Origin of the sequence: Lachnospira sp., assembly GCF_016290755.1 — a bacterium.
GTDB classification, from domain to species: domain Bacteria; phylum Bacillota; class Clostridia; order Lachnospirales; family Lachnospiraceae; genus Lachnospira; species Lachnospira multipara.
In genome coordinates this window covers 1-13,623 of sequence record NZ_JAEEVD010000016.1, presented here as the reverse complement: position 1 = coordinate 13,623, position 13,623 = coordinate 1, and the positions used below count along the sequence as shown (strand labels likewise).

At 39.9% G+C, this 13,623-nt stretch carries 11 protein-coding genes; 10 read left to right on the top strand and 1 reads right to left on the bottom strand.

Translation table 11 applies throughout. From position 1 onward, the window contains the following. Positions 1-120: 120 nt before the first annotated feature. The 10 genes from rpsG (at position 121) to QVA17_RS05690 (ending at position 12,232) form a co-directional block, all read left to right on the top strand. A complete protein-coding gene (gene rpsG / locus QVA17_RS05735; RefSeq protein ID WP_287387015.1) occupies positions 121-591 on the top strand; it encodes a 30S ribosomal protein S7 in 471 nt (156 codons plus the stop codon). Between the two features lie 22 nt (positions 592-613). Beyond that, positions 614-2,731, top strand: coding sequence for an elongation factor G (fusA, locus tag QVA17_RS05730; protein ID WP_027430862.1), 2,118 nt, complete (start codon positions 614-616; stop codon positions 2,729-2,731). 231 nt (positions 2,732-2,962) lie between these two features. After that, positions 2,963-4,156 (top strand): elongation factor Tu, encoded by a 1,194-nt coding sequence (tuf, locus tag QVA17_RS05725; protein ID WP_287387013.1) that lies wholly within the window; start codon positions 2,963-2,965, stop codon positions 4,154-4,156. Between the two features lie 255 nt (positions 4,157-4,411). Continuing rightward, positions 4,412-5,110 (top strand): ECF transporter S component, encoded by a 699-nt coding sequence (locus QVA17_RS05720; protein ID WP_287387012.1) that lies wholly within the window; start codon positions 4,412-4,414, stop codon positions 5,108-5,110. A 169-nt stretch (positions 5,111-5,279) separates the two neighbouring features. Next, positions 5,280-6,281, top strand: a complete 1,002-nt coding sequence (locus tag QVA17_RS05715; RefSeq protein ID WP_287387010.1) for a P1 family peptidase — start codon at positions 5,280-5,282, stop codon at positions 6,279-6,281. Between the two features lie 424 nt (positions 6,282-6,705). Further along, positions 6,706-8,325 (top strand): hypothetical protein, encoded by a 1,620-nt coding sequence (locus tag QVA17_RS05710; RefSeq protein WP_287387008.1) that lies wholly within the window; start codon positions 6,706-6,708, stop codon positions 8,323-8,325. Positions 8,326-8,353: 28 nt separating this feature from the next. Further along, a complete protein-coding gene (locus tag QVA17_RS05705; RefSeq protein WP_287387007.1) occupies positions 8,354-9,811 on the top strand; it encodes a ferric reductase-like transmembrane domain-containing protein in 1,458 nt (485 codons plus the stop codon). A 267-nt stretch (positions 9,812-10,078) separates the two neighbouring features. Beyond that, positions 10,079-11,077 carry an FAD:protein FMN transferase gene (locus tag QVA17_RS05700; protein WP_287387005.1) on the top strand — a complete coding sequence of 333 codons (999 nt, stop codon included), beginning with the start codon at positions 10,079-10,081 and terminating at the stop codon, positions 11,075-11,077. Positions 11,078-11,254: 177 nt separating this feature from the next. Then, complete coding sequence (locus QVA17_RS05695; RefSeq protein ID WP_287387003.1) at positions 11,255-11,713, top strand: NusG domain II-containing protein; 459 nt, start codon at positions 11,255-11,257, stop codon at positions 11,711-11,713. 9 nt (positions 11,714-11,722) lie between these two features. Beyond that, on the top strand, positions 11,723-12,232 hold the full coding sequence (locus QVA17_RS05690; protein WP_027430856.1) for a Gx transporter family protein: 510 nt from the start codon (positions 11,723-11,725) through the stop codon (positions 12,230-12,232). A gap of 163 nt (positions 12,233-12,395) precedes the next feature. Here QVA17_RS05690 and QVA17_RS05685 read toward each other — a convergent pair whose 3' ends face one another. Continuing rightward, positions 12,396-13,301 (bottom strand): class I SAM-dependent methyltransferase, encoded by a 906-nt coding sequence (locus QVA17_RS05685; protein ID WP_027430855.1) that lies wholly within the window; start codon positions 13,299-13,301, stop codon positions 12,396-12,398. Positions 13,302-13,623: the final 322 nt, after the last annotated feature.

Sequence of the window (13,623 nt, the reverse complement as noted above, 5' to 3'; positions counted from 1 at the left end):
ACATAAATTTATTATTGTGCCGGAGTTAGATTAATCCACGGTTGCAGATTAAGATAGACGGCGCGTACACGAATTTTTGTGAGTACCTATGAATTAATTATTATTAAGGAGGGAAGAACCGTGCCACGTAAAGGACATACTGTAAAAAGAGATGTATTAGCAGATCCTATTTACAATAACAAGGTGGTTACAAAGCTTATCAACAACGTTATGCTTGATGGTAAGAGAGGCGTAGCCCAGAAGATTGTATACGGAGCATTTGAAAAGGTAGCAGCTAAGAGCGATAAGCCAGCTTTAGAGGTTTTTGAAGAGGCTATGAACAACATCATGCCAGTTCTCGAAGTTAAGGCTAGACGTATCGGTGGTGCTACATATCAGGTACCAATCGAAGTTAAGCCTGAAAGAAGACAGGCATTAGCACTTCGTTGGATTACAACTTTCTCTAGATCTAGAGGCGAGAAGACTATGGAAGAAAGACTCGCTAACGAGATTCTTGATGCAGCTAACAACACAGGTGCATCTGTAAAGAGAAAAGAAGATATGCACAAGATGGCAGAAGCAAACAAGGCTTTTGCTCATTACAGATTTTAATTAAAACGGAGGGATATAAGCAATGGCAGGAAGACAATATCCACTTGATAGAACAAGAAATATTGGTATCATGGCTCATATCGATGCCGGTAAGACTACTCTAACAGAGCGTATCTTATACTACACAGGTGTTAATTATAAGATCGGTGAAACATACGAAGGTACTGCTACAATGGACTGGATGGAGCAGGAGCAGGAAAGAGGTATCACAATTACTTCAGCTGCTACAACATGCCACTGGACATTACAGGAGCAGGCTAAGCTTAAGAAGGGCGCTTTAGAGCATAGAATTAACATCATTGATACTCCAGGTCACGTTGACTTCACAGTAGAAGTAGAACGTTCATTAAGAGTACTTGATGGTGCTATCGGTGTATTCGATGCAAAGGGTGGTGTTGAGCCACAGTCAGAAAATGTATGGCGTCAGGCTGATACATATGGAGTTCCAAGAATGGCATTCGTTAATAAGATGGATATTCTTGGTGCTAATTTCCCTAACACAGTTAAGGAAATTGGAACAAAGTTAGGCAAGAATGCTGTAGTTATTCAGTTACCTATCGGTAAGGAAGACTACTTTAAGGGTATTATTGACCTTTTCGAAATGAAAGCCTATATTTACAATGATCAGAAGGGTGAAGATATCTCAATCGTAGATATCCCTGATGATATGAAGGATGAGGCAGAAATCGCTCATACTGAATTAGTTGAGAAGATTGCTGAATTAGATGATGATCTTATGGAGAAGTATCTTGAAGGCGAAGAATTAGGAATCGATGAGATGAAGAAGGTTCTTCGTAAGGGTACTATTGAAGGTACAGCTATTCCAGTTTGTTGTGGTTCAGCTCACCAGAATAAGGGTATTCAGAAGCTTCTTGATGCAGTTATCGAATTCATGCCAGCTCCTACAGATGTACCTGATATTAAGGGTACAGACATGGAAGGTAACGAATTAACAGTTAAGTCTTCAGATGATGAGCCTTTTGCAGCTCTTGCATTCAAGATTATGACTGATCCATTCGTTGGTAAGTTAGCATTCTTTAGAGTATATGCTGGTACATTAAACTCAGGTTCTTATGTACTTAATGCTACTAAGGATAAGAAGGAAAGAGTTGGTCGTATCCTTCAGATGCATGCTAATAAGAGAGAAGAAATCGATAAGGTTTATGCAGGTGATATTGCAGCTGCTGTAGGTCTTAAGGTTACTTCAACTGGTGATACAATTTGTGATGAACAGCATCCAGTTATCTTAGAGTCTATGGAATTCCCAGAGCCAGTTATTGAGCTTGCTATCGAGCCAAAGACTAAGGATGCTCAGGGTAAGATGGGTGAAGCTTTAGCTAAGCTTGCTGAAGAAGATCCTACATTCCGTGCTCACACAGATCAGGAAACAGGTCAGACAATTATCGCTGGTATGGGTGAATTACACCTTGAAATCATCGTTGATAGACTTCTCCGTGAATTTAAGGTAGAAGCTAACGTAGGTGCTCCTCAGGTTGCTTACAAGGAATGCTTTACTAAGGCAGTTGATGTTGATAGTAAGTATGCTAAGCAGTCAGGTGGTCGTGGTCAGTACGGTCACTGTAAGGTTAAGTTTGAACCTATGGATGCTAACGGTGATGAATTATTCAAGTTCGAGTCAGCAGTAGTTGGTGGTGCTATTCCTAAGGAATATATTCCAGCTGTTGGTGAAGGTATTGAAGAAGCTGCACAGGCTGGTATCCTTGCTGGATTCCCAGTTCTTGGTGTTAAGGCAACTGTTTACGATGGTTCTTACCATGAAGTCGATTCTTCAGAAATGGCATTCCACATCGCTGGTTCTATGGCTTTCAAGGAAGCTATGGCTAAGGCAGCTCCTGCTATCTTAGAGCCTATTATGAAGGTTGAAGTTACAATGCCTGAGGAATACATGGGTGATGTAATTGGTGATTTAAATTCACGTCGTGGACAGATCGAAGGTATGGAAGATATCGGTAATGGTAAGCTTGTAAAGGCTTATGTACCACTTTCAGAAATGTTTGGTTATTCAACAGATCTTCGTTCTTCAACACAGGGTCGTGGTAACTACTCAATGTTCTTTGAGAAGTATCAGCAGGCTCCAAAGTCAATTCAGGATAAGGTTATTGCAGCTCACGCAAAGTAATATAAATTTCCTGTAACATTAGTTAATAAAAACCTTTTGGTTTTATTATATAGTGTATAAATTACAAGATGGAGGCAAGCCTTCATCTTGTAATAAAGATATTTGACAATAATCCCAATAAATTATTGTTGAAAAAATTTCAGAAATGAAATATAATATATATCAGCTATGATAATCCCGAAATTCGGGCAACTAATCAAAGTTGGTTATTATTAAGGAGGATTTTAAATAATGGCAAAGGCTAAATTTGAAAGAACAAAACCACATTGTAACATTGGTACAATCGGACACGTTGATCACGGTAAGACAACATTAACAGCTGCTATCACAAAGACTCTTCATGAGAGACTTGGTACAGGTGAAGCTGTTGCATTTGAAAATATTGATAAGGCTCCAGAAGAAAGAGAAAGAGGTATCACAATCTCTACTGCTCACGTTGAGTACGAAACAGAGAAGAGACACTACGCTCACGTTGACTGTCCAGGCCATGCTGATTATGTAAAGAACATGATCACAGGTGCTGCTCAGATGGATGCTGGTATCTTAGTAGTTGCTGCTACTGATGGTGTTATGGCTCAGACAAGAGAACATATCCTTCTTTCAAGACAGGTTGGTGTTCCTTACATCGTAGTATTCATGAACAAGTGTGATATGGTTGATGATCCAGAACTTCTTGAATTAGTAGATATGGAAATCAGAGAACTTCTTAACGAATATGACTTCCCAGGCGATGATACACCAATTATCCAGGGTTCAGCTCTTAAGGCTCTTGAAGATCCTAACTCAGAATGGGGCGACAAGATTCTTGAACTTATGCATACAATCGATGAGTATGTTCCAGATCCAGAAAGAGATACAGATAAGCCATTCCTTATGCCTATCGAAGATATCTTCTCTATCACAGGTCGTGGTACAGTTGCTACAGGTAGAGTAGAAAGAGGTATCCTTAAGGTTAACGAAGAAGTTGAAATCGTTGGTATCCATGAAGACATCCGTAAGGTTGTTGTTACTGGTATCGAAATGTTCAGAAAGCTTCTTGATGAAGCTCAGCCAGGTGATAACATTGGTGCACTTCTTAGAGGTGTTCAGAGAGACGAGATCCAGAGAGGTCAGGTTCTTTGTAAGCCAGGTTCAATCACACCACACCACAAGTTTACAGCTCAGGTTTACGTATTAACAAAGGACGAAGGTGGACGTCATACTCCATTCTTCAACAACTACAGACCACAGTTCTACTTCAGAACAACTGATGTTACTGGTGTTTGTGAATTAGCTGCTGGTACAGAAATGTGCATGCCTGGTGATAACGTAGAAATGACAGTTGAACTTATCCATAACGTAGCTATGGAGCAGGGTCTTCGTTTCGCTATCCGTGAGGGTGGTAGAACAGTTGGTTCTGGTGCTGTTGCAACAATCATTGAATAATTTTAAATCATTTAGACATAATTAGATTTAATATATATAATTTATAGTTCGGACGCCAAGGGGCTTGTAGTTTACTACAAGCCTCTTGTTTTTTTCTCTAATCTATCATATACTTATGCAGGAAATCCGATATAAAGAATGACTAGATTTGGGCTTGGCGCATAAGTTAAGTGCAGCCAATTAAAGCATATGGTCATTCATGGGTTGTTTACGTTGTATCCGCTTAGGGCGAGAACGACAGTAAGGAGGAGCAATATGAATAAGAACAAATTAAATGTTCGCAAGTTAGTTGAGTTAGGTGTATTAACAGCTATCATTCTTATTATGGCTTTTACACCACTAGGTTATTTAATGACACCATGGGGAATTCAGATTACTTTAATTGTAATTCCTGTTGCAGTTGGTGGAATTATTCTTGGACCTAAGGCAGGCGCTTTCTTAGGTTTAGTATTTGGTTTAACATCATTTTCACAGAGTTTTTCAAGCGTATTAGGACAGCAGATGTTACAGGTTAGTCCAGTAAAGACATTCATTTTATTAGTAGGTAACAGAATTTTAGTTGGTTTAATTCCAGCTTTGATCTATCTTGGATTTAGAAAGCTTAAGCTTAACAGGGCAGTGGCAATCACAATTTGCTGCTTCTTAACACCTATTACTAATACGGTTCTTTACATCGCAGGTAACTGGTTAATGTTTAAGGATACATGGTTAGGCAATGAGTCGTTAACTGGCGGTTATACTGGTAATGGCGGTTTTAGCTTACTCTTTTTCATGCTTGGTTTAGTAGCTGTAAACGGTATAGTAGAGGCTATTGCTTCAACTATTATTGGTTCTGCAGTTTGCCAGGCTCTAACACATACAGTTAATAAGACAGATACACCCATAAGTGCTAGCTATAAGGAAAGCGTAGCAAAGGATGTAGTTGATAATAAGAATTTAGGCGAGTCAGCTTAAAACTAAATGAATTTGTAATATAAGGAACAGCTAAATGTGCTAGAATAACAGTAGTAATTATTGTTATAACATTTGGCTGTTCTTTTTTGATAAAAATAATGCTTTAATAAATTAGGATGGCAATAAAGAAAGTTGATATAGGAATACATTTTCATAAAAAGGAGTTTATATGAGAGAGATTGATTTAATGGAGGTTGGCGGCTTTAAGGTTGGTCATTACACTGACGAAGAGGCGGCAACAGGATCAACAGTGATTTTATTTGATGAAATGTCACCCGCGGGAGTGGACATTAGAGGAGGCGGTCCAGCTTCTAGGGATTCGCAGATTTTAAATCCATTAATGGCGGCAAATGAAATTAATGGTGTTTTATTATCAGGGGGTAGCGCTTTCGGCCTTGATGCGGCTGGAGGTGTGCTTGAATATTTGTCAGAGAGAGGTATCGGCCTAGATGTGGGAGTTGCAAAGGTACCTTTGGTGCCGGAGGCTTGTATATTTGACCTTGGAGTTGGAAGAGCTGATGTTCGTCCAGGGAAGGATGCGGGTTACAAGGCTTGCGAGAACGCTAGTTACGAGAGCCCACAGAGAGGTAACGTGGGCGCTGGAACAGGTGCATCTGTGGGAAAATGTTGTGGCCCCGACAGAATGATGAAGTCCGGTTTAGGCACATTTGCAGTAGAATTAGGCGAGCTTAAAGTAGGTGCAATCGTGGCGGTTAACGCAGTTGGTGACGTTTATGAGAATGGCAAGGTTATCGCAGGCTTGATGAATAAAGATAGGACAGGGCTTGCAAGTTCTTTTGATGAAATATTATCATGGACTGAGAAGGCGTCTATGGGAAATGTAGGTGAGAGTGGTAAGATTGATTTCGCAGAGTCAAAGGCTTCCACTAATACTACAATTGGCTTGATTGTCACTAATGCCAAGTTTTCTAAGGCGATGCTTTGTAAGATTGCTGGTATGGCCCACAATGGTTATGCAAGAAGCATTAATCCGGTGCATAGCATGATGGATGGAGACAGTATTTATGCGGCTTCAACAGGAAATGTGGAGTCGGATGTTAATACAGTTGGCATGCTTGCAGCCTTCGTTATGGAGAAAGCTGTAATTGATGCGGTTAAGCAGGCAAAGCCAGCTTATGGGCTAAAGGCCTATGAGGATTTTGCAAACTAGGCTGAGCAGTAAGTGTGCGGGAAGCGTGTGAAGTGCAGCTAATCTAGGAAACAAAAGGTAAATTTTAGAAAGAGTCGTAATTAGGATTGCGGCTCTTTTTAGTACCATAAAAGTGTAGTTGTTAGAGAGTAATTAACTCTGACATCTGCACTTATTTTTTTGCAAGAAAATACAATAAGGAGAAGTGCCTTGTGACTTGCAGATATAAAAGATTGCGTACAATTTAAAATTTTAACTAAATAAGAAAAACTATCAATAAGGATTATTGACCTCCTAAATAATTTTATGTTATTATCTTACACGAACTCGAGTTAGTCTAGTTGAACGCAATTTAGTAATGTAAAACATGATTTAGATTGATTAAACTAAAAAACTTTAGGGATTCGTAACATTTTCATTACATTAAAAAAATAGGGAGGAAAAGATGAAAATCAATAAGATTTTAGCTACAGTACTTGCTTTAGTATTAGTAGCAGCAAGTATTCCTGCAGTTAGCGCAAAGGCTGCAGATGATTATGTTTATGGTACTTTAGCTTACCTTACATACGGAGAGTATTTCTCTAGCGAATTAGGGGATAGCGTAGCAGTAGCAGCAGATGGATACGACACTATCACAAGTGCTACAACATCAAAGTATAAGTCATTTGTTAACTCAGCTTACACTACAGACGAGTCAACAGGTGAGACATCTATTTACGGTATCAGCAATGTTCCAGTAAGAATTGAGAAGTCAGTTTATGAAGCAGCAGTAGCTGGCACAAATACAGCTGTTGCAGAGTTACTTAACAGAGGTTTTACAGTTTCTGATAGCGAATTATCAGTTTATAAGGAAATTTCAAGCGATGCATCAATTAGCGCTTATGTTGGTTTAACTAACAATGATGTTGCTGCAGATGAAGGCTCTTCAATTTCAACTGATTCAGTATGGGGTAACTATATCGTTTACATTTATGCAAATGATGGTTCAGCTCTTGATTCAGGTAAGAACATCGAAGGTGCTTATGTAACAACAACAGACGGTCAGTCTTATCCTTTATATCACTCAGCAAACCTTTGGTTCCAGGCTTATGAGTTCTCGTGGGCAGTTGAAGAAGACTTCACAGAGCCACACGGAAACAACCCTTACACAGCCTCTTTAACAGGTCTTACAGGTAAGACAATTAGCTCAGTAACTTACATCTTTAAGACAACAGATGAAAATGGTAATGCTACATTTTCAAAGAACACATACAATGTAGGTGCTTTAAAGGTTAAGGAGTTACTTGATGATTCATCAAGTGTAATTGCTACAGAGGCTAACAACACAAATAATAACACTTCTGATTTAACTGTGACAGCACCAGCAGGTTCTAACTACAGTGTTGCATCAGTAGATTCATTAACAGAAGGTACAGATTATACAGTAGCAGCAACAGATACAGGTTTTGCTATTACATTTGCAGAAAATGTAGCTGCTGGCGCTTACACAGTAACACTTACAGACGATAATTACGAAGATATGACAGTTAGCGTAGTTGTTTCAGCTAATGTATCAGAGGGCGATATTACAATCGAGAATAATGCATTAGTAATTAATAATGAAAATGTATCTCTTGCCGATTTCTTAGCAGCACTCTCATCTGCAACACTTACAGTAGATGGCACAACAATTAGCAATGGCGCAAGCGTGCTTTTTAACGTGGATGGCAGCGTTAACCTTGAAGCTAAGACATCAGGCCGTGGAGCTAAGACATTATTCCCAGAAACAGGTAGCTATGAAGTTGTATTAACTGTTCCAGGTTACGGTACAATCACAGGTACAGTTGTTAAGACAGAAGCTAGCGAAGAAAACAGTGAAGCAAGTGAAGTTGCAAACGATGAAGTTAATAATGGAGAGGTTGCAGCTGAAGAAGGCGATGTTGCATTAAATGGAACTAGCGAAACAACTACAGAAAAGACAAATACAAACGATTCAGCTAAGACATCAGTATTTGTAGTAGTTGCAATTCTTGCAGTAGCTGCTATTACAGGAGAAGAAATTCTTAGAAGAAAGAAGAGAGCATAAAATTTATATATAGTGGAGGAAAACTTTAATGGTTTTCATTGTTGGACTTATTTTAATGTGTGTGTTAGTTTGGCTCTTTGCAGATCAAATTAAGAAATACCCAGCTTACTTCTATGCTGGAGCTTTTATATTAACGGTTATATCTTATATTGTTTATAAAAATGTAACTATGCCAGAATTTGTAAAGACTTACCTTCTTGGTATCTTTACAACAGGAACATTAGGAATTGCAGGCTTTTATATCGTAATGTTTACAGGCGCCTTAAGAAATGGCAGCCCACTTATTAAGAAGCTTATGATGATTAGAGGAGAATTATCAATTCTTTCTTGCATCTTAATGTTTGCTCATCTTGCAATTTTTGGCCCATCCTACATTGGAATGGCAGCAAAGAACGCCAGTGTAATGTCAAAGAGTTTACTTGTAAGCATTATTTGCGGAACAGTGCTTCTAGTTCAAATGACCTACCTTGGTGTGACATCCGTTAAGGTGATTAGACGTAAGTTTAAGGCAAAGACTTGGAAGAAATTACAAAGAACAGCTTATCTCTTCTATTTCCTTACATACGTTCACGGGGTAACAATGCAGGCAACTAAGATTAAGTCAGCAGATAAGAGTGCTTTAGTTACTATTATTGCTTATAGCATTTTATTCTTTACATACGTAATTATGCGTGTGAGAAAAGCCTTACTTGCAAAATACAAGAAGGCAGATGCCCTTAAAGTGGCTAAATTCGATAAGATAGGCACATCTATTGCAGGAGTTCTTGCAGTGGCACTCCTTTGCCTTATTACAATCCCACAGTTTAGTGAGTACGCAGAGGCAAGCGAAAGAATTGAGGCTAGAAAGAAAGAGGCCGCAGAGCTTCAGGCAATGCTTGATGCCCTTGAGGAAGATGAAGAAGTGGCAGCTGATAGTGCTGAAAATGTAACAGGAGTAGCAGAGGAGAATGCATCAGAAGTAGCATCTTCAAGCGATGAAGCAAGTAGTGAAAATGCATCTACTACTGTAGATTCATCTAACGCAAGCTCAAGTAATTCAGCCTCAACAAACACATCAGGTTCAGCTAGCGCTAGTGCTGGTAGTACAGGCTCATCAAGCTCTGGCAGTTCAACAGGAAGTTCAGGCTCATCAAGCGCTGCTAGTTCAAGTGCAGGAAGTTCATCAGCTAGCCAAGGCTCTTCTTCATCCACAGGAAGCGCCCAGGCAGAAGCTACAAGAACCTATAAGGCAGATGGAAGCTATAGCGCATCAGCAACAGTTGAGGACTATGCATATCCAATCGTTGTTACAATCACAATCAGCAATGACAAGATTGTCTCAGCAACAGCCAACATAAGTGCAGCATCAGATTTGGATTATGATTTTGCAGAGATGGCTGCAGGCGGTTTATCAGCCAGCGGTTATAGCGCAGTTTCAGGTGCAACATATTCATCAGCGGCTATCCAGAAAGCATATGATGCAGCAGTAGCCAAGGCAAAGAATTAATAAGGTATAAGTTCACGTTAGAGGGTTTAGCAGTTGACACAAATATAATATTTATACTAAAATTTAATGCCAGTAGGGTAACTTACTGGCATTATCTTATGTAAACGATGTGACTTTCATATTTAATGTGAAAAGCAATAGATTAAAAAGAAAGGGATAGGACTACGTTTTGTAGCCAGGTGATTTAAAATGTTTACTTTATCGGAAATACTAAAAAGAAATTATAAGAGGCTAGGCAGTTTGCTGCTAGTGCTTTTGGTGTTTGCGATGAATTTAACAGCTTGTGCTAATTCGAAAACTAGTAGCAGTACCGGAACAGAGTCGGCTAGCCTATCAGAGTTACATTTTGACACAATCATGTCCATAAGTTTATATGGCAGTGACAAGGCGGCTTTGACAGAAATTATAAATGAGGCCTATGACGAGGTGGATAGATTAGAGTCCATCTTTAGCGCCCAGCTTGAAACTAGCGAGCTTTACAGTATAAATCAGGGGATTGCAAAAGGCCAGACAAGCTTTGTGATTTCTAAGGAGCTAACAGAGGTTATTGACTACGCCATTAAAGTAAATGAAGAGTCTAATGGGGCTCTTGATATTACTATTGGAAATTTAATTAATCTTTGGGGCATTGGTACAGATCACGAGAAACTACCAACTGATGATGAGATAGCAACAGCGCTTGTTGGCACTGGCTGTGAATACTTAAGCCTTGATAAGGAGACTAATACTTTAATGGTTTCCTCTGAAAATGTGCAGCTAGACCTTGGGGCTATTGCTAAGGGCTACGCAGCAGATCTAATAAAGGAGCTGATATTAGCTAAGGATTCAAGCGTGGTGGGCTTGCTAGATTTTGGTGGCAACATCATGACTATTGGTTCAAAGCCTGATGGCAGCAATTGGAAGGTGGGCATTACAGACCCTCTTGATTCCACTAGCGTTTACGGCGGGGTTAGTGTCTCTGACCTTTGCGTGGTCACTTCTGGTAATTACGAGAGATATTTTGAGGAAAATGGAGTGCGCTACCACCACATCTTAGATGCCGCAAGCGGCTACCCTGCAGATAAGGGTATCATTAGCTCATCTATTATTGGGGCTTCCTCAATTGAGTGTGACGCCCTTTCAACTGCATGTTACTGCCTTGGGGTAGAGGATGCACTTGCTTTGATAAACTCCCTTGATGGCGTGGAGTGTGTGCTAATTGATAATGATGGAAATTATTATACTAGTGATGGAATCGGGGACTATAATTTTACAAAGGCAGAGTAAGGCCGGCGCCTGTGATGCGTGGTCTGGCGCCGCCGGCTCTATCGGCGTGCCTTGACGTAAACTGTGGTTAGCATCATCTGTGCGCCGCCCATGTGACCGGCGCCGCTCTTGTAAAAAGCGCCGCCCTAGCAACTGGCGCCGCAGTTTGCACCTGCCCAAATTTAGAAAGGAGATAATATGGATTTGAATAAAAAGGACATGAAGAAAGCAGACAGCTCTAAAGATAAATCTAAAGCTAGCTCTAAGAAAATCGCAATTATATTATCTCTTCTAATCCTTGTAATTGGACTTGGGGCGGGGCTTAGCCTTTATATAATGAACAGGGAAGCGACAGATGGCAGCTATGCCTACATTTACCAAAACAACGAACTTATTAAAGTGGTAGACCTAACCAACGTGAAGGAAGACTACGAATTTAGAATCGACTCAGAGGACGGGGGTTATAATATTGTAAAGGTAACAACAGATGGCAGCATCGGAATCATAGAGGCATCTTGTCCAGATCACGTCTGCATGAACACAGGCTTTATAAGAAATGGCCTAGTTCCCATAACTTGCCTACCAAATGAACTCGTAATTGAGGTTAAGAATTCTAAAGAGGATAGTAATCTTGAATACGATGGGGTTGCCCAGTAAGGAGTTTTTATGTCAGTTAGAAAAATCACATTGTTAGCCCTATATACAACTATAGCCCTAACAATTTTTGTAATAGAATCAGCAATACCAACAGTTGTGCCAATTCCCGGAGTGAAACTTGGCCTATCTAATATAGTGACACTTTTTGTAATAAAACGACATGGAGCAAAGGAGGCGGCTATCGTCCTTATAATGAGAGTAATACTTGCCTCAATATTTGCAGGACAAATAGTATCCTTTACATACTCCATTGCCGGTGGCTTTTTGTGCCTAATTGTAATGGCAATTATAAACTTTATTCTAAGAGGCGAGTTTTTATTTATAACTAGCGTCTTTGGTGCCATTGCCCACAACGTAGGTCAGATTCTTGCAGCATTTTTTGTTTTGAAAATGTCTGGCATCTTCGCCTACATTCCTTTCCTTATAATTAGCGGTATCATTACCGGCTTGTTTACAGGCTTTGCCTGCTACTTTGCAGAAAAGAAGATTCCAAGGAAGCTGACTAATGAGCTTAAGTAGAGGGTAAGCTAGAAAATACAGTTAGATAAAGTTATGATATAAATATAGAAGTAAAATAAAGAAGATAAATATAGAGGAAAATCCCTATCACAGTAATTTTGTGATAGGGATTTTTAAGTTCATTTAATTCTAAAATTAATATTTGTATTTAAATTACCGACGATTAAGCATTTTCAAAACGTCCACTAGCGCCGCAAGGAAGCACGAGTCCGTTTGAGCTTACTGGAAGGCCTACTTCCTGTGAGTCTACAAAGGCATTAGGATTCTTATCAAGTGTTTCCTTTAATTCAGTCTTTAACATGTAAGTTAAAACAGCTGGCTGAAGACCTGTTGTGTATGAATTAATAAGGAAGAATAGTGGGTCGTCACTTAGAATCTGCATACAAATCTTAACGAGATTGTGGATGGATTCTTCAATCTTCCAAATTTCGCCCTTAGGTCCACGACCATATGATGGTGGGTCCATGATAATTGCATCGTATGTGTTTCCACGTCTGATTTCACGTTCTACAAATTTAACACAGTCGTCTACGAGCCATCTAATAGGGGCATCAGATAGTCCCGAACTTGCAGCATTTTCCTTAGCCCAATTAACCATACCCTTAGAGGCATCTACGTGAGTTACCTTAGCGCCGGCAGCGGCAGCGGCAAGAGTAGCACCACCTGTGTAGGCGAAGAGGTTAAGGACCTTGATTTCCTTGTCTGGTTCGGCTTTCTTCTTATTATATATGAGTGTTGAGAACCAGTCCCAGTTGGCAGCCTGCTCTGGGAATAGGCCTGTGTGCTTGAAGGAGAAAGGCTTTAAGTTAAATGTAAGCTTCTTTCCTATTGGCAATTCGTAGTTAATCTGCCACTGCTGTGGTAGGTCGAAGAACTCCCATTCTCCGCCGCCCTTAGAGCTTCTGTGGTAGTGTCCGTTCATGTGCTTCCAGCCGTATTCCTTCTTTGGAGTGTCCCAGATTACCTGTGGGTCCGGACGCACGAGCAAATATCCGCCCCAGCTTTCAAGCTTCTCACCCTTTGATGTGTCAATAACGTCGTATTCTTTCCAATTATTGGCTATAAACATAGTATCCTTCTTTCTTCTAACGATTTATTAAAACAAATTGGCCTCTGCCAAAATGTTAGTTATCTTTTTACGCACTAAAGATTATATATGATAGTGAACTTTTAAGCAAATCAATCTTTGCAATTGACAGAAATCTTTTTTATAGCTTATCATAGGTGTGATTGACTGGGGGCTTTGCCTTGCTGGTTAGTCACATTTTGTAAAGCGGACATTCGGAATCCGCTTCGCTACTTCCTCATGAACGCAGTGGCACTTTGTGCCACCTGTCAGAAGGGGCTTTAACCCCTTCTGACACTAGTAAGCTTTATACCCCCGCTTAAAG

What these genes read in the sequence shown, in the direction of transcription:
- fusA (WP_027430862.1), top strand. Translation starts at nt 614, where the DNA reads ATGGCAGGAAGACAATATCCACTTGATAGAACAAGAAATATTGGTATC.
- QVA17_RS05715 (WP_287387010.1), top strand. Translation starts at nt 5,280, where the DNA reads ATGAGAGAGATTGATTTAATGGAGGTTGGCGGCTTTAAGGTTGGTCAT.
- QVA17_RS05720 (WP_287387012.1), top strand. Translation starts at nt 4,412, where the DNA reads ATGAATAAGAACAAATTAAATGTTCGCAAGTTAGTTGAGTTAGGTGTA.
- QVA17_RS05705 (WP_287387007.1), top strand. Translation starts at nt 8,354, where the DNA reads ATGGTTTTCATTGTTGGACTTATTTTAATGTGTGTGTTAGTTTGGCTC.
- QVA17_RS05695 (WP_287387003.1), top strand. Translation starts at nt 11,255, where the DNA reads ATGGATTTGAATAAAAAGGACATGAAGAAAGCAGACAGCTCTAAAGAT.
- tuf (WP_287387013.1), top strand. Translation starts at nt 2,963, where the DNA reads ATGGCAAAGGCTAAATTTGAAAGAACAAAACCACATTGTAACATTGGT.
- QVA17_RS05700 (WP_287387005.1), top strand. Translation starts at nt 10,079, where the DNA reads ATGAATTTAACAGCTTGTGCTAATTCGAAAACTAGTAGCAGTACCGGA.
- QVA17_RS05685 (WP_027430855.1), bottom strand. Translation starts at nt 13,301, where the DNA reads ATGTTTATAGCCAATAATTGGAAAGAATACGACGTTATTGACACATCA.
- QVA17_RS05690 (WP_027430856.1), top strand. Translation starts at nt 11,723, where the DNA reads ATGTCAGTTAGAAAAATCACATTGTTAGCCCTATATACAACTATAGCC.
- QVA17_RS05710 (WP_287387008.1), top strand. Translation starts at nt 6,706, where the DNA reads ATGAAAATCAATAAGATTTTAGCTACAGTACTTGCTTTAGTATTAGTA.